Origin of the sequence: Rathayibacter sp. AY1E2 (assembly GCF_002932325.1) — a bacterium.
GTDB lineage: Bacteria > Actinomycetota > Actinomycetes > Actinomycetales > Microbacteriaceae > Rathayibacter.
Genome location: NZ_PSVO01000007.1, coordinates 106136 through 131737, shown reverse-complemented (window position 1 = coordinate 131737; position 25602 = coordinate 106136). Strand labels below are relative to the sequence as shown.

Sequence of the window (25602 nt, the reverse complement as noted above, 5' to 3'; positions counted from 1 at the left end):
GCCGCGCTCCAGCACGGCCGACCCGGCGGTCGGATCCTCGGGTCAGCGACGCGAGGCGGCGGTGCGGCGGCCGATCAGCACGGCGCCGGCAGCGGCGAGGGCGGCGAGCAGTGCTCCGCCCCACCAGCCCGCGGCGGCGTCGGGGCGGTTGTCCGCGGCGAGGCCGGCCTCACCGGCGGGGACGCCCGACGGCGAGGAGTGCAGTCCGTCGATGGTCTGCGTCGCGAGGGCGAGGTTGCCCTTCTCCAGGCTGCCCCAGGCGTAGACGATCGTGTTCACGCCCTCCTGGACCTGCACGTCGGCCGGGCCGATGACCGGCGCGGTGGTCCCGGTCGCGGCGACCACGGTCGAGATCGTGGCCGGGGCGAGGTTCAGCACGCCCTCGTTCGGGTTCGTCACGTTCGTCAGGACGGGCGACCCTCCGGCGAGGATGTCCACGGCCGGAGCGGCGGCGATGTGGCGGACCGTGAGCCGGCCCTCGCCCGCGGCGGTCTTCGAGATGTCGTTGGTGAAGAGGGTCGCGGTGGGGGTGTTGTCCGGCGTGAGGTGCGCCGCGACGGTGTAGCTCTTCCCCGCCTCGAGGCTGATGTCGATCGGGCCGATCACGGGGGCGCTGGCGTCCGCGGCGGTGGAGGCCGTGATGGCGACCTTGTAGGTGCCGGTGGGGAGGTCGAGCGGGCCGGCGAGCGAGCCGGGGGTGAAGTCGTCGAGCGTCAGCTTGCCGTCGACGTAGACGTCGACCGGGGTGTCGGGGACGGCGTGCAGGACCGAGAGGTCGGCCGAGTCGGCGTCGGCGGCGGCGGCGGGCGTGGCGGCGATGCCGACGACGGCCAGGGTTCCGATGCAGGCACCGGCGAGCAGGCTGCGGGAGAAGCGGGAGGTGGTCACGGTGTTCCTCTTTCACGATGGGACCCGCGTGGGGTCGGGGGGTGGTCGAGAAGGGCCTTCACCACTACTTCCGGCCGAGGCGCCTCCTCGGATGCACCCGGTCTGAGATTCCTCGAAAGAATTCCTGCCGGACACGTCGCGAGCCCCTCGCAGCGCTGGCCCGAGCGCCCGCGCCGGGCTAGCCTCCGACCAGGAGGTGCGGAGGATGGGCAGGCGCGGCGTGGTCCTCCTCCTCGCCGCCGCGGCGCTCACCACGGCGGCGGTCGCGGGCGTGCAGGGCTCCCTCGCCCCCCGGGCGCCGGTCGCCGACCAGGCCGCCGCCGCCTCCGACGCCCCCGCCCAGTGCGACGACGCCCGGGAGCTGCTGGCCGCCTCGTCCGCCTTCGAGGGCGGAGCGGGCGTGCCGGCCGGCCACCTCGTGGCCTGCCTCGACGAGGACCACCGGCGCCTCACGATCCACAACCGCACCCCCGTCGTCTGGAGTCTCGGCGACTCCTCGGTGCGGGGCGTGACGAGCGGGACGGACGGAGTGACGGGTCTGCTGAGCCTGCACGCGTCGCAGTCCTCCTCCGGGCTGCTCCTCGCACCCGGATCGGCGGCCTCGGTCTCGGCCGGCGACGGGAGGATCCGACCGCGGCCCGACGAGCCCTCGACCCGGCTGCAGCTCGCGCTCACCGCGGTGGTCGCGGCTCAGGATCAGGCGATCGGCCCCTCCGCCGGTCCCGACAGCATCATCCGCGGCGCCGCGCTCACCTGCGCGGTCGTGGTCGCGGAGTCGGACACCGGCTGGCGGGTGACCTCGCCGCGGGCTCTCGCCGCGGCGGCCGAGGACCCGGTGTGCGCGCGCGACTGGGGCCGCGCCCAGCGCAGCGCGGCGGCCTGGCGGATCGCCCTGCCCGGGCTCGTCGACGCCGTGGAGGCTCCCGGCCGCCCCGAGGAGGACACGGCGCTCCAGCGGGCCGCGGCCGACTGGTTCTCGGCCTCGAGCGGCTACTCGTGGGGCGGAGTCGACCGCCCCGCTCCCCTGCCCTGACCGGCGCCGCGCGCCTCGTCCGCCCGGGAACGCGGAACGGGCCGCCCTCCGCGAGGAGGACGGCCCGTTCGGCAAGAAGTTCGCGGTGTCATCGAGACCGCGCCCTGCTCCGGGAGGAGCTAGCGGCGCAGACCGAGACGCTCGATCAGCGAGCGGTAGCGGTTGATGTCCACATCCGACAGGTAGCCGAGGAGTCGACGACGCTGACCCACGAGCAGCAGCAGACCACGACGCGAGTGGTGGTCGTGCTTGTGCTCCTTGAGGTGCTCGGTGAGGTCCTTGATCCGCTTGGTCAGGACGGCCACCTGCACCTCGGGGGATCCGGTGTCACCGGGGTGGGTCGCGTACTCTTCGATGATCGCCTTCTTGACATCTGCTTCGAGTGCCATATATGGGATCCCCTCTCTCTCGTTGCGCGGTGCCCGGCGCCTGATGCGTGGGCTCTCTTGATCCGCGGCCGTCGAACGGCAACCGGACGACTCTACCAGAGGGAGGGCGGTATCAGGAGCCGGTGGCCCGGTTCCAGAGCACGACGAGCCACGGCGAGACCAGCAGCTGCCAGTAGACGAGCACGAGGACGTTGAGGACCACGCCGATCCAGCCGGCGATCGGCGGGCGCTTCTCGCGACGCCGGGCGCGGAGGGTGGAGACGGCGAGCAGGATCCCGGCGAGCAGGACCGCGTGCACGAGCGCGGTGTAGAGCACGCCGACCAGCAGATCGCTGACGGCCTGGTCGCCCGGGTAGGCGCCGAGCGAGATCAGGGCGTACCAGACGAAGAACGACAGCGGGACGGCGAGGACGGCCAGGAGGACCGAGACGATCCCGGCTCCGTAGCGGCGGAGGAACCCGCGGGCTCCCGAGGCCGTGGCACCGGTCCGAGCGGCTCCGGCGCGGACGCCGCCCGTGGAGCTGCGACGACCGCCCGTGGCGGCCGCCGCGCGACGCGCGCCCGCCTCGGCGGCGGTGCGGATCGAGCGTCGCGAGGGGGCGGCTCCGGCTGCTCGCGGGGCAGGAGGACCCTGACGCCCGGGCGCGCCGTCGGATGACGTGCTCATGCCTCTCACCCTAGGGGATGACCCCTGAGCCCCCGGATCGGCGCGACGCAGCCCGCCAGGGCGGCGGAGTCAGCAGAATGGAGCGAGTGAGCCAGACCCCCCGCGCCCCCCGGCGCAGCCACGTCCTCGACGTCTCCCCCCTCCGCGAGTCCCCGGCCTTCGCCCGGCTCTGGGCCGGCAACGTGATCTCGGGTATCGGCGGCCAGATGACGATCGTCGCGGTCGGCCTGCACATCTACGAGCTCACCGGATCGACCCTCGCGGTCGCGCTGGTCGGCGTGGTGGCGCTGGTCCCGACCGTGATCGCCGGCCTCTACGGCGGGATGCTCGCCGACGCGTTCGACCGCCGCCTGGTGCTCCTGCTCGCCGCGGTCGTGGCCTGGGGCTCGACCGCGGGGATCGCGGCCCTCGCCTGGCTCGGCGCCGAGACCCCGCTCTCCCTCTACGTGCTCACCGCCGTGAACGCGGTGGCGACGACGGTGATCGTGACCACCCGGATGACGCTGGCTCCGCGGCTGCTCCGCACCGAGCTGGTCCCCGCCGCCGCCGCGCTGGGCGGCATCGCGAGCGGAGTCGAGGTGACCGTGGGGCCCGCCCTCGCCGGCGTGCTGGTCGCCTCCTCCGGCTTCGCGATCACGTACACGATCGACGTCGTGCTGTTCCTCGCCGCGTTCCTCGGCATCGCGGGGCTGCCGGCGCTCGTGCCCGAGGGCGAGCGGCAGCGGCCGGGGCTGGAGTCCCTCCGCTACGGCCTGGGCTTCCTGAAGGGCGCCCCGAACATCCGGATGTCCTTCCTGGTCGACATCGTGGCCATGACCTTCGGACAGCCGCGCGTGGTCTTCCCGGCGGCCGCCGCCGTGCTGCTCGGCGGAGGCGCGGTGACGGTGGGCGCCCTCACGGCCGCGTTCGCGATCGGGGCGCTGATCAGCGGCGTCTTCTCCGGCCGGCTCACCGGGGTCCGCCGGCAGGGCCTCGCGATCGGCCGCTCGATCCAGGTGTACGGAGCGTTCGTCGTCGCGTTCGGCGCGGTCCTGCTCGGTGCCGCGCTCGTGCAGCACGACGCGTCGGCGCCGAACGCGATGCTCATCGCGCTGGCGGCGGTCGCCCTGGCCGGCGCGGGCGCCTCGGACAACGTCAGCTCGATCTTCCGGCAGACGATGCTGCAGACCGCGGTCCCCGACAACATGAGGGGTCGGCTCCAGGGCGTGTTCATCGTCGTGGTGACGGGCGGCCCGCGGGTCGGCGACCTCTACACGGGACTGCTCGCCTCGCTCGCGCTGCTCTGGCTGCCGCCGCTCGCGGGCGGGCTCGCGATCATCGCGATCCTCGCCGCGGTGCTGCGCCTGCGGCCGGGGTTCCGTGGGTACGACGCCCTGCACCCGACGGCCTGAGCGGAGGGGCGTCTCCCTCGAGCCGGATGGGACAGCGCGCCCGCCCGCTCGGCTCAGGCCGGCGGACGGGCGCGCCGGGGATCAGTCGCCGGAGGCCGCGTCGGCGCCGCCGCCGTCGGTCAGCCGGTCGTCCGAGACCAGTCCGCTGTCGTCGTCGCGGCCCTCGACCCGCACCGGGCGGTAGACGTGGAAGCCGTCGTCGTCGGGCTCCAGCTCCCAGACCACCTCGACCTCCTCGCCGTCGATGTCGGCCAGGCGGGTGAAGGAGCGCTGCGGGGAGCCGTCGATCATCTCGAGGCGGATGCTCTCCTGCTCCGCTCCGCTGTCGAGGATGGCGGTGTACGTCGATTCGGTGTCCATGCCTCGACGCTAGACACGCGCGGTGAGGCGTCGCCACCCCTTGCGGCGGCGCACGGTCCGCGTAGCGTCGGCACCATGACCGACACCGACATCACTCCCGCCGACTCCGACGACCGCGAGCAGATCACCGAGATGGTGAAGAGCGCCGGGATCGGGCTCCTCACCACCGTCAATGCCACCGGGCAGCTCGTCAGCCGTCCGCTCAAGGCCCAGGACATCGACTTCGACGGCGAGCTGTGGTTCTTCACGCAGGACCCGTCGCCCAAGGTCGACGACATCCGCGCGAACCCGAGCGTCAACGTCGCGTTCGAGTCGAAGAAGGGCTACCTGTCGGTGGCCGGCTCGGCGACTGTCGTGCACGACCCGGCGAAGGTGGACGAGCTGTGGTCCCCGGCCGTCGCCGGCTGGTTCCCCGACGGCAAGGACGACCCGACCGTCGCGCTGATCCGCGTCGAGGCCGAGACCGTCGAGCTGTGGGCGACCGACGAGCCGCGCCCGGTCGTGCTGTTCAAGGTCCTCAAGGCCGCCGTCACCGGCGGACAGCCCGACATCGGCGAGAACCGCACCGTCTCCTTCGAGTGATCCCTCCCCCCGGGGCGCCGCCGGGGCGCGGCGCCTCGCGGGGAAAGGCGTCAGGCGCCGCCGAAGCGCTCGGTGCGGACGCGCTCGGGCGCGTGGCCCTGCTCGACCAGGGCGGTGGCGACGGCCTCGACGAACGAGGTCGGGCCGCACACGTAGACGGTCGGCTCGAGCGGGGCCGGCAGAGCCGCCTCGGCGAGCAGCTCCGGAGTGACGCGGCCGGCCGGACGCGCCGCTCCCGCCGGCGCCACCCGGGTGAAGACGTGGTCCACCGCGACTCCGCCCGTCGCGGCCGGCCGCTCGGCGAGCGCCGCCAGCTCCTCGCGGTAGTAGGCGAAGACGGGCGAGCGGACCGAGTAGAGCAGCTGCATCCGCGCCGCGCGCCCGGACCGGGCGTGCTCGCGCGCCATCGCCATCAGCGGCACCACGCCGCTCCCGCCCGCGATCAGCTGCACCGGCTCCGCCTGCTCCGGACGCCAGACGAACCAGCCGCCGATCGGACCGCGGATCTCGAGCCGGTCGCCCGCTTCGAGCCCGTCGACCAGGTACGGGGAGACCTCCCCGTCGTCCAGCCGCTCGACCGCGAGCTCGACCCGCTCCCCGTCGGCCGGGGCGCCGATCGAGTAGGAGCGGCTCGCCTGGTAGCCGTCGGGCGCGGTGAGGCGCACGTCGAGGTGCTGCCCCGCCAGGTGGCCCGGCCACCCGGGCACGCGGAGCACCAGGAGGCGCGACGTGGGCGTGAGCGGCGCGACCGACTCGGCCACCGCCTCCGTCCACATCACCAGTAGCGCTCCTCTTTCCAGGGGTCCCCGTGCATGTGGTAGCCGTTCTGCTCCCAGAAGCCGGGCTCGTCGCCGGGCATCAGACGGAGCGTCCGCACCCACTTCGCGCTCTTCCAGAAGTAGAGGTGCGGCACCAGGAGGCGGGCGGGGCCGCCGTGCTCGGCCGCGAGGGGCTTCCCCTCGAACTCGGTGACGACCCAGGCCCTCCCGCCTCGGATCTCGGCGAGCGGGAGGTTCGTCGTGTAGCCGCCGAAGCTCTGCGCCATGACGAAGCCGGCGTCCGTCTCCAGGCCCTCCAGCAGAGTGTCGACCGAGACGCCGCGCCAGCTGGTGCCGAGCTTCGACCACCGGGTCACGCAGTGGATGTCGGTGTGCACGTCCTCGTGCGGGAGCGCGTCGAACTCCTCCCGGTTCCAGCGGCGCACGCCCGCGGGGCCGCCGTCGATGGAGAAGGCCCACTCGTGGATGTTCGGGGTGGGCCCGATCGAGAGGACGGGGAAGCCGTTCTCGAGGTGCTGGCCCGGCGGGAGGTCCGGGTCCGCCTCCCTCTTGCCGAAGAAGCCCCGCGTGATGATGCCCATGTCCGCCCTCGTCGTCCTCGGGGCCTGGCCCCGGATCGCTGGAAACCGCTCGTCGCGCTCACGCTACCGCTCGGCGCTACCGCATGCGGGCCCGCCGGGCGAGCCCGGGACCGTGTCGGACGTCGGTGCCAGGATCGGGGCATGAGACGAACCGTCGTGCCGCCGTACCTCCTCGTCCGCATCGCCCGCCTCGACGATCCGGCCTTCGCCCGGGCCGCGCGGGCCGCGAGCCGCTCGCTCGAGCAGGACGTGCCGTTCCGGCGCGTCCGGCCCGGAGAGCCCGCGCCCGACCGCGGGGCGCCGACCGCCGCCGCGACGTCCTCGCCGCGCACCCGCGTGCAGTCGCTCCGGCGCACCATCGCGGACGCGCGGACCGAGGAGACCCTGCCCGGCACGGTCGTCCGCCGCGAGGGCGAGGCGGCCACGGGGGACGCGGCCGTCGACGAGGCGTACGACGGCCTCGGCGCGATGTCGGCCTTCCTGCAGGGTGCGTACGGCCGCGACTCGATCGACGACGCCTGGCTGCCGCTCGACGCGACCGTGCACTTCGGCGACGACTACGACAACGCCTTCTGGGACGGCTCGCGGATGGTCTTCGGCGACGGGGACGGCCAGGTGTTCCGCCGCTTCACCGTCTCGCAGAGCGTGATCGGCCACGAGCTCGCCCACGGCATCACCGAGTACACGGCGAACCTCGTCTACCGCGGCCAGTCCGGAGCGCTCAACGAGTCGGTCTCGGACGTGTTCGGAGCCCTGCTGGAGCAGTACGGCGCCGGCCAGAGCGCCGACGAGGCGAGCTGGCTGATCGGCGAGGGGCTCTTCACCGACGAGGTGCAGGGCACGGCCCTGCGGTCGATGATCGCCCCCGGCACCGCCTACGACGACGACGTCCTCGGCTCCGACCCGCAGCCGGGCTCGATGGCCGACTACGTCGAGACCGACGACGACAACGGCGGAGTGCACATCAACTCGGGGATCCCCAACCGCGCGTTCGCCGTGGCGGCGACGACCCTCGGCGGGAAGGCGTGGGAGCGCGCTGGGCAGGTCTGGTACGACGTGCTGACCGGGGGCGTCCTCACCGCGACGGCCGACTTCGAGGCGTTCGCGGCGCTCACCGTGCGGGCCGCCGCCGAGCGCTACGGATCCGGCTCCGAGGTCGAGGCCGCCGTGCGCACCGGCTGGACGACGGTCGGCGTGACGCTGTCCGCCTGAGCCGGTCCGCTCGAGGACGGAGGCGGGTAGCATCGCGCGCATGGACGTCATCGTGTCGCGCAGCGGCGGAGTCGCCGGCCTCCGCCGGGTGTGGCGGGTCGACGTCGAGCAGCAGCCCGACGAGCGCGCCTGGCGCGACCTGCTCGGCTCGCTCCCCTGGGACGCCGCCGACGGCGAGTCCCCCGGCCGGGCCGACCGCTTCGTCTACGAGATCCGCGTGCAGACGCACCACGTCCGCCTCGGCGAGACCGAGCTCGACGGAGCCTGGCGCGAGCTGGTCGACCGCGTGAAGAAGGCGCAGCCCCGCTAGGAGCTGCGCCTTCGTCGTGTGCTCGGAGCTACTCGGTGCCGAGCAGGTCGATCACGAAGATCAGGGTCTTGCCGGAGAGCGGGTGCCCTCCACCGGCCGGGCCGTACGCCAGCGCGGGCGGGCAGATCAGCTTGCGGCGGCCGCCGACCTTCATCCCCGGGATGCCCTGCTGCCAGGCGCGGATGAGGTTGTTGAGGGGGAAGTTGATCGACTGGTCGCGGCTCCAGGAGGAGTCGAACTCCTCGCCGGTGTCGTACTCGACGCCGAGGTAGTGGACCTCGACGGTCGAGCCGGGCTGCGCCTCGGCGCCGTCGCCGACGACGATGTCCTCGACGACGAGGGTGTCGGGGGCCGGGCCCTCAGGGGCGTCGACCTCGGGCTTGGTCAGGTTCTCGCTGCTCATACCTCGATCCTACGGCGCTCGGGAGCGGAGTCTGGGAGCGGGCTGCGAGCACTCACTCCACGAGCGTGAGGCGCTGCGTCGGCCGGGTCATCGCGACGTAGAGCGATGCGGCGCCGCGCTCGCCGGTCTGCGCGATGAGGCGAGGGCGGGCGATGATCACGGAGTCGAACTCGAGCCCCTTGGCGTCGTTCGTCGACAGCACGGCGATCGCGCGGTCGAGCCCGGTCGCTCCGCGGCCCACCTCCCGGCCGAACCGCTCCTCGAGGCGCTCGGCGATCGCGGCGAGGTCGTCGTCGGGCGCGATGACCGCGAGCGTCCCCTCCGCCTCGATCGCCCGGTCCTCGACGACGGCCGCCAGCACGCGCTCCGAGAGGCTCGCGTCGCCGCGGTCGCGGATCGTCCGCACCGGCCACTCGGTGGAGCGCACGGCCTCCCCCGGCGTGATCTCCAGCCCGTTCTCGCGCGCCGTCCGCTCGGCGAAGGCGACGATCTGCGCGGGCGTGCGGTAGTTGACCGTCAGCTCCTCCAGGCGCCACGGCGCCGCCTCCACTCCCCGGCCCTGGCGGCCGAAGGTGTCGCGGAGCGCGGCGTCCCAGCTCGAGGCGGCGGAGGCGCCGGACGCCTGCGCGACGTCGCCCACGATCGTGAACGAGCGCATCGGGCAGCGGCGCAGCAGCACCCGCCACTGCATCGGCGAGAGCTCCTGCGCCTCGTCGACCACGACGTGCCCGTAGGTCCAGGTGCGGTCGGCCGCGGCCCGCTCGGCGGTGGTCCCGAGCACCGAGCGCTCGGCGAAGCCGGCCGCGAGGTCCTTGGCGTTGACGAGGCCGTCGACGCCCATGTTGCGGATGGCCGCCTCCGCGTTCTCGACGTCGCGCTTGCGCTGCTCCTTCTCGGCCTTCTTCGAGGCGTCGGCGAGGTCGTCGTAGGCGCCGAGCAGCTCCGCGGCCTCGTCGAGCAGCGGCACGTCGGAGACCGTGAACGCAGCGTCGCGGTCGCGGCGGAGGAGGGAGCGCTGCGCGGCGGTCCAGCGCGGCGTGAGCGTCGCGAACCAGTTCGGACGGGCGTAGAGGTCCTGCAGCAGCTTCTCGGGGGTCAGCGGGATCCACGCGGTGTTGAGAGCGACGCGGACGTCGTGGGCGGTCCGCACGTCCTCGCGCAGCACCGCCTCGTCGGCCTCGTCGACCGTGCTGCCGTGGCTCCGCAGCTGATCGGCGAGCTGGCGGGTGAGCTGCGAGAGCAGCGTCTTGACGAAGGAGACGCGCGCCTCGTTGTGCGGCTTGCGGGTGTCGCGCGCCCGGGTGATCGCGCGCTCCACGTCCTGCGGCTCCAGACGGAGCTTCTCGCCGTTGACGTCGAGCACCTGGGTCTCGGCCGGGACGGTCTGGCGGGAGCGGACCGCGCGCTTGAGCAGCTCCGCCATCCGCGCCGAGCCCTTCACGCGGGCGACCGCGGGCACGTCCTCCTCGACGAGGTCGAGGCCCGGGTAGAGCTGGCCGAGCGTCGAGAGGACGACGCCCGTCTCGCCGAGCGAGGGCAGCACCGCCTCGATGTAGCGGAGGAAGGACCGCGAGGGGCCGACCACGAGCACGCCGGAGGAGGCGATGCGGTCTCGGTAGGAGTACAGGAGGTAGGCGGCCCGGTGCAGGGCGACCGCGGTCTTGCCGGTGCCCGGCCCGCCCTGCACGACGAGCACGCCGCGCAGCTCGGACCGGATGATGCGGTCCTGCTCGCTCTGGATGGTCGCGACGATGTCGTGCATCCGGCCGGTGCGCTGCGCACCGAGGGCCGCCATGAGCGCGCCCTCGCCCTGCAGCACGGTGCCCTCGCGCAGCAGCTCCTCGTCGAAGACCTCGTCCTCGAAGCGGAGTACCTCGCGGCCCCGAGTGGTGAGGTGGCGCCGGGCGCGCGTCCCCATCGGCCGGGCGGCGGTGGCCTGGTAGAACGCGGCCGACTGCGGGGCGCGCCAGTCGAGCAGCAGCGTGTCCTGCTCCTCGTCGCGCAGGCCGATCCGGCCGATGTAGCGGTGCTCGGCGTCGGCGTCCGCGAGCGTCAGCCGGCCGAAGGCGAGCCGGTCGTCGGCGCCGGTGAGCGAGCGGATGCGGTCCTCGTAGAGCCGCGCGTAGGCGTCGCGCTCGGAGCGGCTCTGGTGGTTGCCGCCGACGCTCTCGATGCGGACCGTGTCCAGAGCCTCGCGGGCCTGGGCGATCAGCTCGTCGAGGCGGGCGTAGAGCGCCGCCACGTAGTCGCGCTCCCGAGAGAGCTCGGTGGCCTGCACAGTGCTGCCGTCCGTCATCGTCCGCCTTCCGAGGGTCCGCCGCCGCGGGCCGGGAGGCGCGGGATGCGCTCCGGGGGCCGCGGGAAAACAGGCGGTCCAGTCTACCGAGCGATCCGAAGCGGGCCGTGCTGACAGCGGGATCCGGATGCCTCTTGCGCTCGGCGCCGCGGAGGAGCATCCTCTCTCTCACGAAGAGCTCGACGCCCCGTCCGAGCAGCCGGCCCTGCCGCTGCCGCAGGGCGTCGAGCTCTTTCTCGCGGGTGCCCGTCCTCCGTCCGGTCATCGACCGGGAAGAGAACCGGACGGCCCCGCGTTGCACGCCCCATGGCCACCCCGAGCAGCAGCGTCACCGCCCCCTCCCGCGCCTCGATCGACCTCACGGAGTCGGCACGCGCCGGCTGGGAGTCGTGGCTCGCCCGACGCGTCGAGCGCGTCACCGGACCCCGGGGCGATCTCGCCCTCGTCGAGACGCGCTGGCTCGAGCCCGGCGAGAGCGTCGACGACGAGCGGGCGCTGGCCGGCTACGGCCCCTCGGCGACCCTGACGCGGATGCGCCGCGAGAACCTCGACACCGGCGAGCCCGAGTACGGCTACCGCGTCTGGGACGCGGCCTCCGACGGCATCCGGTCCTTCGACGCCATCGAGACCTTCCCGTTCGACGCCGCTTGGGTGCTCGAGGCGTGGTTCGAGCCGGTCGCCGAGGATCGCACGGTCCCGTTCGAGCACCTGCGCGACAACGGCGCCACCCGCGAGCTCGTCGTGCCCGGCGACATCACCTTCTCGCTCGTGGACGACGGGCGCGCCCGCGAGTACACGGTCGCGGCGTTCGACGACGGCGGCACGCTCCTCGTCCCGTTCGGCGATCCGACCAACCGCAGCGACGACCCGGAGCTCGCGAGCTACCCCGTCGGCCGCTTCCTCGTCGTGCAGCGGATCGGCGGCGAGGCCGACGCGGGCACCCCCGGTCCGGTGCTCCTGGACTTCAACCGGGCGTACATCCCGCCGTGCGGCTTCTCGCCCCACTACAACTGCCCGCTGCCGCCCGCGCAGAACCGGCTCGGCGTGCCCGTGACGGCCGGCGAGCGCCGCGTGCGCAGCGCCTCCGCCTAGCGCGCCGGGGCTGAGCGGGGGCGGCCCCGGCTCAGCGGGTGAGCACCGCCCGGTGGGCGACGAGCTCGTCGAGCAGGACCTGCTCGTCGACCGCTCCGGTGCGTCCGCCGCGGCCGAGCAGGAGGTGCTGCCGGTGGTGCGCGAGCCGCGTCGCCGAGCGGAGGAAGTCCCGCATCGCCCGCGGCCGGTCCCCTCCCGCGCTCCGGGCCCAGCGGGCGGCGGTGCGGCGCCCCTCCGCGGTGCCGATCATCCGCACCTCGGCCGGCGAGAGCCAGCCGGCGACGGCGTAGTCGTCGAGCCGCTGGAGCGTCACGCGCCGCTCCTGCCGGCGCAGCAGCACCACCACGACCACGGCGACCGCGAACAGCGGCACCTGGACCACGCCGTAGAAGCCGAACCAGTCGGACACCAGGAACGACGAGCCGTTCCAGAGCGCGTGCAGGAACGCGGCGAGCGCCAGCCCGAGCAGGGCGATGGGCAGCCGCGCGACGGCGGGCCGGTTCGAGGCGAAGCCGAGGGCCGCGCCCGTGCAGGCGGTGAAGAGCACGTGCGCGAAGGGCGAGAGCACCCCGCGGAGGAAGAAGGTCACGGCGAGCGAGCCGAGACCGCCCTCCACCAGCGCGCTGCCGAAGTAGAGGATGTTCTCGACGAAGGCGAACCCGGAGGCGACGACGGCCGCGTAGACGATGCCGTCGACGGGTCCGTCGAAGGTCCGGCGCCAGATCAGCAGGACGAGGAGGACGCCGATCCCCTTGGCCGTCTCCTCGACCAGCGGCGCCTGGATCACGGCGCCGACGAAGTCGGATCCGCTCGGCTGCTGCCCGGACGCGTAGACGGCGATCTGCACGCCGAGGTCGACCAGGAGCGCGATCGCGACGGACCCGGCCGCGCCCCAGAGGAACGCGAACCACAGGCCCAGCGCGGGCTCCGGCTCCCACCGGTCGACCCAGCGGACGCCCAGCAGAACCACGGTCAGCGGGACGAGGGCGATGACCGCGCAGATCCCCGCGGCGCTGACGCCGAGTCCGAGAACCACGTAGGCGAGCACGAGCAGCAGCAGGATCCCGAGGAGCGCCACGCCGATCGAGCCGAGCACGGTCGGCACGACGGAGGGGCGGGCGGTGGCGGGCGGTGCGGGCGGCGGATAGGCGCTCATGGGGCCGACAGTAGGGCACGGGCGGGGTGCGCTGTCGGCGGTTGACACGCGCCGGGCGCGTGGAGGAGGGCCGGGGTGCGGACGCCCGTGTCCGATTCCCGCTCCTGCTCGACGTCGCCGCGTGCGAGGCTCGAGGCGTGCCCGACTCCGATCCGCTCTTCGAGGAGCGCTACCGCGCCGTCGCCTCCCGCGACTCCCGGTTCGACGGGCGGTTCCTGACCGGCGTGCACTCCACCGGCATCTACTGCCGTCCGAGCTGCCCCGCCATCACGCCGCGGCGCGCGAACGTGCGCTTCTACCCGACGGCCGCCGCCGCGCACGAGGCGGGGCTCCGCGCCTGCAAGCGCTGCCTGCCGGACGCCGTCCCCGGCTCCCCCGAGTGGAACCTGCGCGACGACACGGCGGCGCGCGCCATGCGTTTGATCGCCGACGGAGTGGTCGACCGCGAGGGGGTCGAGGGGCTGGCCGCCCGGCTCGGCTACGGCGCGCGCCACCTCGGCCGCATCCTGCGCGAGGAGCTGGGCGCGCCTCCGCTGGCCCTCGCTCGCGCCCAGCGCGCCCAGACCGCCCGGCTCCTGCTCACGAGCACCGACCTGCCCGTGTCCGACGTCGCCTTCGCCGCCGGCTTCACGAGCATCCGGCAGTTCAACGCGACCCTGGCGGAGGTGTACGAGCGGACCCCGACGGCCCTGCGCGCCTCGGCCCGCGGCACGCGCTCCGAGGCGAGCGTCCACGACGGCGCGACCACGCTGGAGCTCCGGCTGGCAGTGCGGGCTCCGTTCGATCCCGGGGTGCTCGACGTGCTCGGCGGCACCGCGCTCCCGGGCATCGAGGAGGCGTCCCCCGGCGGCTACGCGCGCTCGCTCGTCCTGCCCGGGGGCGCGGCGCTGATCCGGCTGGCGGCGGACGGGGAGAGCGTCCGCTGCAGCGCGACGCTCGTCTCCGTCGCCGACGTCGGGCCGCTGGTCGCCCGGGTGAGGCGGCTGCTCGACCTGGACGCGGACGCCCGCGCCGTGGACGAGGCCCTCGCGGCCGATCCCGCACTCGCTCCGAGCGTCGCCGCCCGCCCCGGTGTCCGCGTGCCCTGCTCCGTCGACCCGGCCGAGACGCTGGTGCGCGCGCTGCTCGGCCGGCGGGAGGCCGCACGGCTGGTCGCGGCGCTCGGCGCGACGCTCCCGGAGTCCGTGGCGAGCGGATCGATCGCACGCGCCTTCCCCTCCCCCGCGGTGATCGCCGAGCACGCCGCCGACGTGCTCCCCGGACCCGCCGACGTGCTGGTGCGGACCTGCACGCTGCTCGCCGAGGGAGCCCTGCGGCTCGACGCCGACCGGGAGGAGCTCGCCGAGCAGCTGCTGGTGGTCCCCGGGATCGACGCGGCCACGGCGGCCGAGGTGGCGCAGCGGGCGACCGGAGATCCCGACGTCCTGCTCACCGGGGATCCCGTGCTCCGGCGGGGCGCTGCGGCGCTCGGCCTGCCCGCCGGCGAGCGCGGGCTGGCCGAGGCCGGGCGCCGCTGGGCGCCCTGGCGCAGCTACGCCGGGGCGCGCCTCGCGGCCGCGGTCACGCCTCCGGCGCGGGGTCGATGATCGGGAGCGCCGCGGTCATCGCCTCGATGCCCGAGAGTCGGGCCGGCGAGATGAGCCTCATGACCTCTTCGCGCGACATCAACCCCGCCTCGACCACCAGGTCGGCGATGTTGCGGCCGGTCGCGAGGGCGGCCTTCGCGAGGGCGGCGGACGCGGTGTAGCCGATGCTCGGCGTGAGCGCCGTCACGACCCCGACCGAGGAGGCGACCATGGCCTCGAGCCGGTCGACGTTCGCGGTGATGCCGTCGATGCAGTTCTCGCGGAGCGTCTTGCAGGCCTGCGTCATCCAGGTGATGCTCTGCAGCAGCGAGTGCGCGATCACCGGCTCGAAGGCGTTGAGCTGGAGCTGACCCGCCTCGGCCGCCATCGTGACCGTGACGTCGGCCCCGGCCACCGAGTAGGCGACCTGGTTGACCACCTCGGGGATGACCGGGTTCACCTTGCCGGGCATGATGCTGGATCCCGCCTGGCGCGGAGGCAGGTTGATCTCACCGAAGCCGGCCTGCGGGCCCGAGGAGAGGAGCCTCAGGTCGTTGCAGATCTTGGACAGCTTGATCGCGGAGCGCTTGAGCGCGCTCGAGAACGACATGAAGACGCCGGTGTCGCTCGTCGCCTCGACGAGGTCCTGCGCCATCTCGAGGTCGAGGTCGGTGATCTCGTTGAGGTGGCGGACCGCGGCCGCGCCGTAGCGCGGATCGGCGGTGATGCCGGTGCCGATCGCGGTGGCTCCGATGTTGACCTCGGCGAGCAGCCAGATGGTCTCGGAGAGACGGGCGTGGTCCTCGCCGAGGGTCGTCGCGAAGCCGTGGAACTCCTGGCCGAGCGTCATCGGCACCGCGTCCTGCAGCTGCGTGCGGCCGACCTTCAGGACGCTGCCGAACTCGACCGCCTTGCGGGAGAACGACTCGCGCAGCAGCGCCAGCTCGTCGAGCAGGCGGCGCAGCGACCAGGTCATCGCGATCTTGATCGCGGTCGGGTAGACGTCGTTGGTGGACTGGCTGCGGTTGACGTCGTCGAGCGGGTGCAGGTGGGCGTAGTCGCCCCGCTCGAAGCCGCCGATCTCGAGTGCGACGTTGGCGACGACCTCGTTCGCGTTCATGTTCGTCGAGGTGCCGGCGCCGCCCTGGATCACCCCGACCACGAACTGGTCGTGGAACTCGCCGTCGATGATGCGGCGGCACGCGGTCTCGATCAGCTCGGCCTTGGCGGGGGCGAGGCTGCCGAGCTCGGTGTTCGCCCGGGCGGCCGCGAGCTTGACCGTGGCGAGGGACCGGACGAGATCGGGGTAGATCGAGATGGGGCGCTTCGAGATCGGGAAGTTGTCGAGGGCCCGCGCCGTGTGGATGCCCCAGTAGGCCTCGGCGGGGATCTCCATCGAGCCGAGGGAGTCGCTCTCGGTGCGCGTGGCGGGGGTCTCGGTGTCGTCCAGGGCTCTGCCTTCCGGGTCGCGGTCGGGGAGGGTGCTCGGTGCGAGGGTCACGTCCAGCTCCGTTGCTGTCGTCGTGCGGCCCCGGAGGGTGCAGGGGGCTCGCGAACTGCGCGGCCAGCCTATCGCCGGGCCGCGGGGCGGCGGCGGACGCGGGCGCGGAGCGTCCGCTCGGCGGGCGCGGAACGACCGCGCGGCGGGCGCGGAACGACCGCGCCTCCCGCCGCCGGAGCGGACAGGAGGCGCGGGACGCGGGAAGCGGCGGATCAGCGGTAGTCGCTGCCCGACGCGAGGGCCGCGAGCGGCACGAGCACGACCACGACGAGCACGGCGATCGCGAACAGCAGGACGAGGCCGAGCATGACGGAGTTGAGCACGATGCCCCAGATCGAGAGCGTGCGGCCGGTCGGCTCCCTCCGCAGCCCCAGGATGCCGAAGACGAGGCCCGCGGCCGGAGCGATCACGGTCAGTCCGAAGAAGACGGAGGTGACGCCGAGGATCAGGCTCGTGAGCGAGAACGGGGTCGAGGGCGCCGGGGCGAGCGCCGCGGGCGGGACGGCGGGGGTGCCGTAGGGGGCGCGGGCCTGCTGCGAGGAGGCGGGCTCCTCGGCGGCGGGGCGCTCCCCGGCGGACGGCCGCTCCTCGGTGAGGACGGCGGTCGCGCCCAGGTCCACGGTCGGCTGCTCGTCGGCGGGGGTGGAGAGGCGGGCGGTGCGGTCGTCGGTGGTCACGGTGTGCTCCTTCTCGGGTGCCGGTCGCCCGGCGGGATGCGGTGCCGCCGGGCGGGCCGGCGGTGCTGCCGGTGTGCTCCGGCGATGCCTCCACGCTACGGACGAGCCCGGACCCGCCCCATCCGGGGAACCCCCGGAACTCGGGGGCGATCCCCCGCCTCGACGCGGGGGCGGGTGCGAGACTGGTCCCGGCGCGAGGAGGCGGCGACGATGGACGACGACGAGCTGCGGCACCGAACCCGGGACCGCAAGGGCGCCCGGGCCGTCTGGTTCGCCGGGCTGTCGGCGCTCGCCGGCTTCGTGGTGATCTCCCCCGTGATCTCCCTCACGGCGACCGTGATGGTGTGGGGGTCGCGGCGGCGGATCGGCACCCTCAGCGACCGGAACGGCCTGGTCGCCGTCAACTGGCAGCTCACCTACCTCGCACTCCAGCTGATGCTGGTCCCGCTGCACCTCGCGCTGGTGTCGGTGCGCGACTCGCTCGGCGCCGACTGGCCGCTCGCGACGATCTCGGCGATCCTCGCGCTGGCCGTGCTCAACCTCGTGCTGTGCGTCGTCCTCGGGATCCGGTCCGGCCGGGGACGCACCGTGCGCCTCTGGATCGCCGTGCCCTTCGCCCGCTCCACCCGTCCGCCGCGCTGACCGTCGGGGCACCCCGGTCCGCACGGCTCCCCGCTCCCGGGACTCCGCCCGGCGTGTCCGCGGCCCGGTGCCCCCTCCACGTCGCGGCGGCGGGCAGGGTGGTGGAGTGATCGCCTTCCCTCCGCCCGTGTACGTCGTGGCCGACGACGGAGTGCGGCTGGCCACCTACTCCGTCGGCGAGGAGAGCGCCCCGACCGTCCTCGCCGTGCACGGCTTCGCCTCCCACGCCGTGCTCAACTGGGAGACGTCGGGCTGGCTGCGGACGCTGCACCGGGCCGGGTTCCGCGTCGTCGCGCTCGACCAGCGCGGGCACGGCGCGAGCGAGAAGCCGCACCACTCCGACTCCTACAGCGTGGACGCCATGGTGGCCGACCTGGTGCGGGTGCTCGACTCCTACGACCTCGACGCGCCCCACGTCCTCGGCTACTCCCTCGGCGCCCGGATGAGCTGGGTGCTGGGACTCGAGCACCCGGAGCGGCTCGCATCGCTGAGCCTCGGCGGGCTGACCGTGGGCGAGCCCCTCCGCTCCTTCGACGCGGAGGCGGCCCGGGCCCGCGTCGCCTCCGGCGGCGAGATCGACGACGGCTTCACCCGCGCCTTCATCGGCATGGCGGAGGGCGTGCAGGGCAACGACCTCGCGGCACTGGTGGCGGTGGCCGACGGCGTCCGCGGCGGGGCGCACCCGGAGCACGGGCGGCATCCCCACCTGCCGACGCTGCTCGTGACCGGCGGCGCGGATCCGATCGCTCCCGGCGGAGAGCTGCTGGCGGCGGAGGCGGGGGCGCGGTTCGTGAGCGTCCCCGGCCGCGACCACACCAGCACCGTACCCGCGCGGGGCTTCAAGGACGCGGTGCTGGCGTTCCTGGCGGAGCAGCGCTGAGCCGGCCCCTCGCCGGACGGGAGCACCGCGAGCGCCGAGGCCCGCGGCGTAGCATCCCCCTCATGCAGGCGATCCGCATCGAGAACCCCGGCCCCGACTCCCGACTCGTGCTGGAGGAGGTGCCGACGCCCTCCCCCGGACCCGTCGAGGTCCTCGTCCGCGTGGCGGCCGCCGGCGTCAACCGCGCCGACCTCGGCCAGCGCGGCGGGGTCTACCCGCCGCCGCCCGGCGCCTCCGAGATCCTCGGGATGGAGGTGTCCGGCACGGTCGTCGCGCTCGGCGAGGACGCGACCGGGTTCTCGGAGGGCGACGAGGTCTGCGCGCTGCTCTCCGGCGGCGGCTACGCGGAGTACGTCGCGGTCGACGCGGGCCTGGTGCTGCCGGTGCCGGACGGCGTCGGCCTCGTCTCGGCCGCCGCCCTCCCGGAGACGACGTCCACCGTCTGGTCGAACCTCGTGATGGTGGCCGGGCTCGGATCCGGCGACACCGTCCTCCTCCACGGCGGCGGGAGCGGGATCGGGACCACGGGCATCCAGATCGCCGCCGCCCTCGGCGCCCGCGTCGCCGTCACGGCCGGCAGCCCCCGCAAGCTCGAGGCGTGCCGCGCGCTCGGGGCCGACGTCCTGATCGACTACCACGAGGAGGACTTCGTCGAGCGGATCCGCGAGGCGACCGGCGGGCGCGGCGTCGACGTGATCCTCGACCCGGTCGGCGGCGACTACCTGGCCCGAGACCTGGAGGCGCTGGCCGTGGGCGGGCGCGTGGTGTTCATCGGCAACCAGTCCGGTGCGCTGGGCTCGCTCGACCTCGGGGTGCTGATGCGCAAGCGCGGGGCGGTGCACGCCACGACCCTCCGCGCCCGGCCCCTGGAGGAGCGGCGCGCGATCGTCGCGCAGGTGCGCGCGGAGGTCTGGCCGCTGGTCGCCGCCGGGACGGTGCGCCCGGTGGTGGACGAGGTGGTCCCGCTCGCCGAGGCCGAGCGGGCGCACGACGTGATGCGCTCCTCCGGACACATCGGCAAGCTGCTGCTCACCCCGTGACGCCCCGCACCGGAGGAGGCCCCCGCCGCCCGCGGTGAGCGGGAGCGGGGGCCTCCGCCGGTGATGCCCTCCGGCGGGGCGTCAGACGGCGGAGCGCAGGAGTCCGAGCGAGCGGTTGATGCCGTCGACGTCGACCGCGGCCGGATCGAACGAGGCTCCGGCGGCGAGGCCGAGAGCCTCGAGCGCCTCCGCGTGGTCGGCCGAGGACGGGTCCGTCGCCGCCCGCACCGTGTCGGCCCAGGCCGCGGGGCCTCCCGGCACGTCGAGCGGAGCCGCGCCGCGCGCGCCCGTGCAGCGCGGCAGAGCCGACGACAGCGGCGCGATCGACTCCAGGCGGATCACGTGGCGCCACTCGTCCTCGAGGTCGTAGACGTAGAAGAGCTCGTCCTGCTCCTGCTCGAGCACCTCGGCGAGCGCGACGCCCGCCTCGTCCACGAGGTCGGCGCCGAACTCCTCCGCGTCGGACGGCGAGCCGATCGGAGCCTGCTCCTCGTCGGGCACGCCGACGCTGAAGTAGTGCGGCTGCGCGTCGGTCCAGCCCAGCGAGAGCTGGAGCGCGAGGTGCAGATCGCGCAGCGACGACTCGGAGGAGAGCTCGAGGCGCCGCCAGACGACGGGCTTGGTCCCGAGCAGGGCGACGTGGAGCGCGTAGGCCGTCGCCGTGTCCTGGGTCGCCTCGTCGAGGATCTCGAGGCGGGTGGCCTCGCGCTCGCCGAGGAGGACGACCGTCGCGCGGACGACGGAGGCGAGGACGGGCGCCAGGCCCTCCGGCACCGCGTAGCCGAATTCCGGCGAGTGCAGCAGCAGCCCGAGCTCGGCGGTGTCGTCGAGCATCCGCTCGGCCGTGCCGACCATGCGCTCGCGCTCGTCGAGGGCCTCGTCGAGCGAGACTCCGGAGTCGGCTGCCAGCTCGTCGACCAGCTCGCCGACGACCAGGCCCGGGTGGATCTCGGCCTGGCAGGCGACCGCGATGCGGACCAGCACGGCGTCGGTGGTGGTGACCGCGCGCTCCTCCGGGGAGAAGGCGCCGTCCTCGATGTCGGCGGCCGCCAGCGCGGTCTGGGCGCTGAGGATCCACTGCTCGAGGAAGCGGGCGACGTAGGCGATGCGCTCGGCGGCGGCCTCGTGGGCATCGGAGCTGCGCCAGAGCACGGCGGCCTCGCCGAGACCTGCGGCGGATCCCTCCTGCTCGAGCACCGCGGAGCCGACCAGCGCGTCCCACCAGGCCGAGACCGGGATGCGGACGGAGTCGTCGCTCGGGGTGGATCCCGCGGAGGAGATGCCCGCCTCGACCGCGATCTCGCGGGCGGCGCGCTCGGTGAGGGTCGCGCCGTCGTCGGCGGCGAGGTGCTCGACCACGACGTCGGCGGCGTGCACGAGAGCGGTGGCGCGCACGGCGGAGAGCTGCTCCTCGGCCGGGACCTCGTCGAGCTCGGCGAGGTCGTCGAGCACGGCCTCCACGAAGGAGCCGGCGAGGTCGAGGACCTCGTCGAGGACGGCCTGGCACTCGTCCAGCTCCTCGTCGGTGCCGGTCCAGAGGTCCTCGTCGGTGAGGAAGTCGAGGAAGTGCTCGACGACCTCGGCGACGGTGAAGAGGGTGTCGTCGAGGTCGGCCTCGCTCTCCTCCCCCGACAGGTCGGCCTCGATCTGGTCGAAGACGGCCTCGAGCAGCTCGGCGTCGGGCTGGGCGAAGGAGCCGCGCGGGCGCAGGTCGCGGGTCATCGCGAAGAGGTCGGTCAGCACCTCGACGGCCTCGTCGGCCTCGAGGTGCTCGTGCTGCATGCCCACCTCGGCGAGGTGCGAGCGGTACCAGCTGCGGAACCGCACCATCAGCGCGGTCTCGGCCGTGCGGCCGCCGCCCTGACCGCCGGACCCGCCCTGACCGCCTCCGGATCGTCCCTGGTTGCGCTTCTTGCCCATGATTCCTCCGCGACCGCTCCACTCACGACGAAGCGCTCCAGCCTACCCAGTGCGGGCGCGCGGCGGCACGCGCGGTCGCCCCCTGTTCACCCTGTGCGCACCGGGGGTCCGCTCCCTCTGATGCGGCCGATCGCCCGAGTCCCGGGATCAGCGCGCTGTGGGAGTCCTCGCCGCCCGGGCCCCTGCCACACGGGTCGCGATCATGAGAAATCTCGCAGCGATCGGGCGGCGAGGCTTGCGCTCGGCCCCCTCGCTTCGGTGGAGTGTCCGGATGACCGACACGACGGACACCGCCGAGACCGCTCCCGGGAAGGCGTCGCTCAAGCGGGTGATCACCGGACCGCTGCTGTTCGCCTTCATCGTGGGCGACACGCTCGGCGCCGGCATCTACACCCTGGTCGGCACGATGGCGGAGGACGTGGGCGGCGTGATCTGGCTGCCGCTGCTGATCGCGCTGGTCGTCGCCCTGCTCACCGCGGGCACGTACGCCGAGCTGATCACCAAGTACCCGCACGCCGGAGGGGCGGCGCGCTACGTGGACCGCGCGTTCGGGAAGCCGTACCTCTCGTTCCTGATCGGCTTCCTGATGATGGCCTCCGGCATCACGACGGCGGCCTCCCTGGCGAACGCGTTCGCGGGCGACTACCTCAGGGCTCTGCTGGACGTGCCGCCGATCCCGACCGCGATCGTCTTCATCGCGATCCTCACCCTGGTGAACCTGCGCGGGGTGAAGGAGTCGCTGACCGCGAACCTGGTCGCTTCGGTGATCGAGGTGAGCGGACTGGTCATCGTCATCGTCTGCGCCGCGGTCTTCTTCGGCTCCGGCGACGGCGATGCCTCCCGCGTGCTCGAGTTCAACCCCGACGTCGCTCCGCTGCAGGGGGCGTTCGCCGCCTCGATCGTCGCCTTCTTCTCGTTCCTCGGCTTCGAGGCCGCGGCGAACATGGCCGAGGAGGTGCGGAACCCCTCGAAGGTCTACCCGCGGGCCCTCTTCGGTGCGCTGATCACCGCCGCCGTGGTCTACCTCCTGATCGCGCTCGGCGCCGTGATCGTGCTGCCGAACGACGAGCTCGCGGCCTCCAGCGGTCCCCTGCTGGACGTTGTCGCGGCGAGCGGAGTGGCGGTGCCGCCGTGGCTGTTCGGCCTGATCGCGCTCGTCGCCATCGCGAACGGCGCTCTGCTGTTCATGGTGATGGCGTCGCGGGTCGGCTTCGGGCTCGCCACCTCCGGGCTGCTGCCGAGCGCCTTCGGCAAGGTGCTCCCGGGCCGCCGCACGCCGTGGGTGTCGATCGTGGTCGTCGGCGGAGTGACGATGCTGCTCAGCCTCATCGGCGACGTCGGCACGCTCGCCGAGACGACGGTGCTGCTGCTCCTGCTGGTGTTCATCGCGGCGAACGTCTCGGTGCTGGTGCTGAAGAAGGACCGCGTCGACCACGCCCACTACTCCGTGCCGCGCGTCGTGCCGGTGCTCGCGACCATCGCGAGCGTGGTGCTGCTGACGCAGCAGACGGGCGTGGTCTGGCTGGCGACAGCGGGCTACGTGGTCGTGGGGACGCTGCTGTTCCTCGCCACCCGCCTGGGGAAGCGGAAGCACGCGGAGCGGACCCCGGACTGATCCGGGCCGGCGGCGATCCGTCGCGAGCGGCCCGTCCGCGGATCCCCTGCGGGCCGTCCGCGGCGGATCGATCGCGGGGGGCGGTGAGGAGTGGGATCGTGAGGCTATGACCGTCACGCTCGAGCCGATGCCCGCCGCCGCTCTCGCCATCTGGATGCGGGTGCAGCGCTCGGCGTACATCGAGGACCGGATGCGCGCGGGCGACGACGAGGCGGCCGCGACGCGCAACGCCGATGCCTCGTACGAGAAGTACGTCCCTGGCGGCTCCCCCGCCGCCGGGCACGACGTGCTCCTCGTCTCCGAGGACGGCCGCGCGGTCGGGTCGCTCTGGCTCGGCCCGCACCCGAGCGGACTCGAGGGCGTCGGGTACGTCTGGGACGTGCAGATCGACGCCGCCGAGCGCGGCCGCGGCCTCGGCCGGGCGGCGATGCTGCTCGCGGAGTCGCACGTCCGCTCCCGCGGCGGCTCCGCCCTCGCGCTGAACGTGTTCGGCTTCAACACCGCCGCGCGGGCTCTGTACGAGTCGCTCGGCTACGAGACGACGTCCCTGCAGATGCGCAAGCCGCTGGTCTGAGCGGGGCCGCTCGACGCCGGGCAGGGGCACGACCCGGTCGCGCAGAACGCCGCACGCCGTGCTCGAGGGCGGACGCCGACGGGTGCCCACCGACGAGCACGGCGGCGGTGGTGGAACCGCCGGAAATCAGCGGGACCCTGCGGTCAGCTCGTGGAGGCGACGGCGGTCGGGTCGCCGGTGCCGGACGGACGCGGGGCGTCACCCGATCCGGTCGCCACCGACGCGCCGGTCGGAACGACGGTACCGCCGGTCGCCATCCCCCGGCCGAAGGCCTGGCCCTGGAGGATCGCGCCGAGGTCGACGCCGGTCGCCGACCTGACGCTGTCGAACGTCGCGGCGAGACCCGCCGCCTGCTCGCGCGCGATGTGGGTGCCGGCGGTGTCGCCGCCGATCAGCGTCACCGAGCCGACGTTCTGGTAGCCCTTCGCGAACTCGGCCATGAGCGAGGGCAGCTGCCCGATGAGCTCGCGACCCAGGATCGCCTCCTGGTTCTCGCGGAGCGCCTCCGCCTCGGCCGCGATGGCCGCCGCGCTCGCCTCTCCCTTCGCGCGGATGGCCTCCGCCTCGGCGGTCGCGTTCGCGCGCAGCGCCTCGGCCTCGGCGCCCGCCTTGGCCCGCAGTGCGTGGGCCTCGGCCTCGGCGCGGGCGCTCACGGCGGCGGCCTCGGCAGCGGCGGACGCCTGGCGCGCCTCCGCCTGGCGCTGGACGGCGTACGCCTCGGCGTCCGAGACCTGCTGCGCGACCTGGCGGTCCGTCTCGGCCTTCTTCTCGCGTCCGTAGGCGTCGGCGTCGGCCTCGGTCTGACGGCGGTACTTCTCGGCGTCCGCGACGCGCTTGACGTCGGCGTCGAGCTCGGCCTGCCGGTTCTCGGCGCGCTGCACGAGGACGGCCTGCTCGCGCTCGGCGCGGGCCAGGTTCTCGGCCTGCTCGGCCTCGGCGTTGGCGCGGCCGACCTCGGACTTCGCGGCGGCGGTGTTCTTGTCGTAGGCGGTCTGCTCGATCAGGTTCGCCTCGTCCGTGGCCAGCTGGCGCGCCTTGACCTCGCGGGCCGCGTTGATCCGCGCGACGTCGGCCTCGCGGCGGACGCGCTCGATCTCCTGCGCTCCGAGCGCCTCGATGTAGCCGTTGCGGTCGGTGACGCCCTGGATGGCGAAGGAGTCGAGGACGAGGCCCTGGGCGAGCAGGTCGCCCTTGATGCCCTCGGCGATCTCGTCTCCCAGCTTCTGCCGGTCCTGCATGACCTCCTCGACGCTGAGCTTCGCGACGACGCCGCGGAGGGCACCCTCGAGCTGCTCGGTCGTGAAGACGTCTATGGACTGGTCCTGCGACGCGAAGCGCTCGGCGGCGGCGCGGACCTGGTCGGCCGTGGACCCGATCTTGACCAGGGCGACGCCCGCGAGGTGGATGGTCACGCCGTTCTTGGTCTGCGCGACCGGCTCCATCTTGATCTGGCGGGAGCGCAGGGAGATGCGGTCGGACCGCTGGGTCAGCTTGTTCACGAACGCGCCGCCGCCGGTGATGACGGTCATGTTCGAGGTGAGGCCGTCCTCGCCCTTCTGCTTCTTCCCGACGATCACGATCGCCTCGTCGGCCTGCGGCACCTGGTACCAGGCGCGGAAGAGGAAGAAGCCGATGAGGGCGATCAGCAGGAGTGCGCCGACGGCGACTCCGGCGAGGACGATCCAGAGGAGATCCGGTTCCATGGGCGGGCGACCTTTCGTCCGACCCGCGCGACGCGGGTACCTGAGAGACGTACAGGTTCCATCGTGTCACAGCGCCTCGGACGGCCGCGTCGGCCGGAGGGGGGATACTGCGGACGCCGCCGAGAGCGGTTCGCGAGGGGGCGGGCCCGGACGAGGACACCCCGAACGAGGGCGTCGCGCGGACTGCCGCGGAGGAGATCAGTGCTGGGGTACCTGGACTCGAACCAAGAACAACTGAACCAGAATCAGCCGTGTTGCCAATTACACCATACCCCAATGGTCATCCGGAGGTGAACCCGGGACCAGGCGGCGACCGGATCGAGACCCGAGCGCCGAGAGACGACAG

General features: G+C 73.8%; 25 protein-coding genes and 1 tRNA gene. 12 read left to right on the top strand and 14 right to left on the bottom strand.

Going from position 1 to position 25602, the window contains the following annotated elements:
• Positions 1-42 precede the first annotated feature (42 nt).
• Positions 43-888: a DUF4397 domain-containing protein gene (locus C5C49_RS07960; protein ID WP_104239038.1), complete on the bottom strand. Its 846-nt coding sequence runs from the start codon at positions 886-888 to the stop codon at positions 43-45.
• Positions 889-1093: 205 nt separating this feature from the next.
• Here C5C49_RS07960 and C5C49_RS07955 point away from each other — a divergent pair, with 205 nt between their 5' ends.
• Complete coding sequence (locus tag C5C49_RS07955) at positions 1094-1921, top strand: hypothetical protein (protein WP_104297441.1); 828 nt, start codon at positions 1094-1096, stop codon at positions 1919-1921.
• Positions 1922-2040: 119 nt separating this feature from the next.
• Here the strand turns inward: C5C49_RS07955 and rpsO are convergent, their stop codons facing one another.
• Both rpsO and C5C49_RS07945 read right to left on the bottom strand, forming a co-directional pair.
• A complete protein-coding gene (gene rpsO, locus C5C49_RS07950) occupies positions 2041-2310 on the bottom strand; it encodes a 30S ribosomal protein S15 (protein ID WP_068252328.1) in 270 nt (89 codons plus the stop codon).
• Between the two features lie 112 nt (positions 2311-2422).
• Positions 2423-2977 carry a hypothetical protein gene (locus tag C5C49_RS07945; RefSeq protein ID WP_104224815.1) on the bottom strand — a complete coding sequence of 185 codons (555 nt, stop codon included), beginning with the start codon at positions 2975-2977 and terminating at the stop codon, positions 2423-2425.
• A gap of 86 nt (positions 2978-3063) precedes the next feature.
• Between C5C49_RS07945 and C5C49_RS07940 the strand changes: the two genes are divergently transcribed.
• On the top strand, positions 3064-4368 hold the full coding sequence (locus C5C49_RS07940; protein WP_258068415.1) for an MFS transporter: 1305 nt from the start codon (positions 3064-3066) through the stop codon (positions 4366-4368).
• A gap of 81 nt (positions 4369-4449) precedes the next feature.
• Here C5C49_RS07940 and C5C49_RS07935 read toward each other — a convergent pair whose 3' ends face one another.
• On the bottom strand, positions 4450-4728 hold the full coding sequence (locus tag C5C49_RS07935) for a hypothetical protein (RefSeq protein ID WP_104224817.1): 279 nt from the start codon (positions 4726-4728) through the stop codon (positions 4450-4452).
• 75 nt (positions 4729-4803) lie between these two features.
• Here C5C49_RS07935 and C5C49_RS07930 point away from each other — a divergent pair, with 75 nt between their 5' ends.
• Positions 4804-5310, top strand: a complete 507-nt coding sequence (locus C5C49_RS07930; protein ID WP_104224818.1) for a pyridoxamine 5'-phosphate oxidase family protein — start codon at positions 4804-4806, stop codon at positions 5308-5310.
• 50 nt (positions 5311-5360) lie between these two features.
• Here C5C49_RS07930 and C5C49_RS07925 read toward each other — a convergent pair whose 3' ends face one another.
• Entirely contained in the window at positions 5361-6086 is a 726-nt protein-coding gene (locus tag C5C49_RS07925) for a ferredoxin reductase (RefSeq protein ID WP_104345857.1), read from the bottom strand.
• On the bottom strand, positions 6086-6670 hold the full coding sequence (locus C5C49_RS07920) for a molybdopterin-dependent oxidoreductase (RefSeq protein ID WP_104224820.1): 585 nt from the start codon (positions 6668-6670) through the stop codon (positions 6086-6088). The genes C5C49_RS07925 and C5C49_RS07920 overlap by 1 nt, the downstream gene beginning before the upstream one ends.
• 141 nt (positions 6671-6811) lie before the next feature.
• On the opposite strand from C5C49_RS07920, the gene C5C49_RS07915 reads away from it, so the two are divergent.
• Both C5C49_RS07915 and C5C49_RS07910 read left to right on the top strand, forming a co-directional pair.
• Positions 6812-7882: a M4 family metallopeptidase gene (locus C5C49_RS07915; RefSeq protein ID WP_104345856.1), complete on the top strand. Its 1071-nt coding sequence runs from the start codon at positions 6812-6814 to the stop codon at positions 7880-7882.
• A 40-nt stretch (positions 7883-7922) separates the two neighbouring features.
• Positions 7923-8192, top strand: a complete 270-nt coding sequence (locus C5C49_RS07910) for a protealysin inhibitor emfourin (RefSeq protein ID WP_104233246.1) — start codon at positions 7923-7925, stop codon at positions 8190-8192.
• A gap of 28 nt (positions 8193-8220) precedes the next feature.
• On the opposite strand, the gene C5C49_RS07905 is transcribed toward C5C49_RS07910, so the two are convergent.
• Complete coding sequence (locus C5C49_RS07905) at positions 8221-8595, bottom strand: FKBP-type peptidyl-prolyl cis-trans isomerase (protein ID WP_104224823.1); 375 nt, start codon at positions 8593-8595, stop codon at positions 8221-8223.
• 52 nt (positions 8596-8647) lie between these two features.
• Positions 8648-10891, bottom strand: coding sequence for a UvrD-helicase domain-containing protein (locus C5C49_RS07900; RefSeq protein ID WP_104345855.1), 2244 nt, complete (start codon positions 10889-10891; stop codon positions 8648-8650).
• 306 nt (positions 10892-11197) lie between these two features.
• Between C5C49_RS07900 and C5C49_RS07895 the strand changes: the two genes are divergently transcribed.
• Positions 11198-11983, top strand: a complete 786-nt coding sequence (locus tag C5C49_RS07895) for a DUF1684 domain-containing protein (protein WP_104345854.1) — start codon at positions 11198-11200, stop codon at positions 11981-11983.
• 31 nt (positions 11984-12014) lie between these two features.
• On the opposite strand, the gene C5C49_RS07890 is transcribed toward C5C49_RS07895, so the two are convergent.
• Complete coding sequence (locus C5C49_RS07890) at positions 12015-13139, bottom strand: PrsW family intramembrane metalloprotease (RefSeq protein WP_104345853.1); 1125 nt, start codon at positions 13137-13139, stop codon at positions 12015-12017.
• Between the two features lie 137 nt (positions 13140-13276).
• Here C5C49_RS07890 and C5C49_RS07885 point away from each other — a divergent pair, with 137 nt between their 5' ends.
• Entirely contained in the window at positions 13277-14725 is a 1449-nt protein-coding gene (locus C5C49_RS07885) for a DNA-3-methyladenine glycosylase 2 family protein (RefSeq protein ID WP_181135733.1), read from the top strand.
• On the opposite strand, the gene C5C49_RS07880 is transcribed toward C5C49_RS07885, so the two are convergent.
• Positions 14700-16154 (bottom strand): aspartate ammonia-lyase, encoded by a 1455-nt coding sequence (locus C5C49_RS07880; protein ID WP_258065257.1) that lies wholly within the window; start codon positions 16152-16154, stop codon positions 14700-14702. The genes C5C49_RS07885 and C5C49_RS07880 overlap by 26 nt on opposite strands.
• A gap of 263 nt (positions 16155-16417) precedes the next feature.
• Positions 16418-16882: a DUF4190 domain-containing protein gene (locus tag C5C49_RS07875; RefSeq protein WP_104250160.1), complete on the bottom strand. Its 465-nt coding sequence runs from the start codon at positions 16880-16882 to the stop codon at positions 16418-16420.
• Between the two features lie 174 nt (positions 16883-17056).
• Between C5C49_RS07875 and C5C49_RS07870 the strand changes: the two genes are divergently transcribed.
• The 3 genes from C5C49_RS07870 (at position 17057) to C5C49_RS07860 (ending at position 19444) form a co-directional block, all read left to right on the top strand.
• On the top strand, positions 17057-17524 hold the full coding sequence (locus C5C49_RS07870) for a DUF4870 domain-containing protein (RefSeq protein WP_181068014.1): 468 nt from the start codon (positions 17057-17059) through the stop codon (positions 17522-17524).
• Positions 17525-17630: 106 nt separating this feature from the next.
• Positions 17631-18404 (top strand): alpha/beta fold hydrolase, encoded by a 774-nt coding sequence (locus C5C49_RS07865; RefSeq protein WP_181135732.1) that lies wholly within the window; start codon positions 17631-17633, stop codon positions 18402-18404.
• A 62-nt stretch (positions 18405-18466) separates the two neighbouring features.
• Positions 18467-19444: an NAD(P)H-quinone oxidoreductase gene (locus C5C49_RS07860; protein ID WP_104345849.1), complete on the top strand. Its 978-nt coding sequence runs from the start codon at positions 18467-18469 to the stop codon at positions 19442-19444.
• 81 nt (positions 19445-19525) lie between these two features.
• On the opposite strand, the gene C5C49_RS07855 is transcribed toward C5C49_RS07860, so the two are convergent.
• On the bottom strand, positions 19526-21364 hold the full coding sequence (locus C5C49_RS07855; protein WP_104345848.1) for a plasmid pRiA4b ORF-3 family protein: 1839 nt from the start codon (positions 21362-21364) through the stop codon (positions 19526-19528).
• A 271-nt stretch (positions 21365-21635) separates the two neighbouring features.
• Between C5C49_RS07855 and C5C49_RS07850 the strand changes: the two genes are divergently transcribed.
• Positions 21636-22979, top strand: coding sequence for an APC family permease (locus C5C49_RS07850; protein WP_104345847.1), 1344 nt, complete (start codon positions 21636-21638; stop codon positions 22977-22979).
• 106 nt (positions 22980-23085) lie between these two features.
• Positions 23086-23553: an N-acetyltransferase gene (locus C5C49_RS07845; protein ID WP_104345846.1), complete on the top strand. Its 468-nt coding sequence runs from the start codon at positions 23086-23088 to the stop codon at positions 23551-23553.
• Between the two features lie 143 nt (positions 23554-23696).
• Here the strand turns inward: C5C49_RS07845 and C5C49_RS07840 are convergent, their stop codons facing one another.
• Positions 23697-25256, bottom strand: a complete 1560-nt coding sequence (locus tag C5C49_RS07840; RefSeq protein ID WP_104226268.1) for an SPFH domain-containing protein — start codon at positions 25254-25256, stop codon at positions 23697-23699.
• A gap of 204 nt (positions 25257-25460) precedes the next feature.
• A tRNA-Gln gene (locus C5C49_RS07835) sits at positions 25461-25532 on the bottom strand.
• Between the last annotated feature and the right edge of the window lie 70 nt (positions 25533-25602).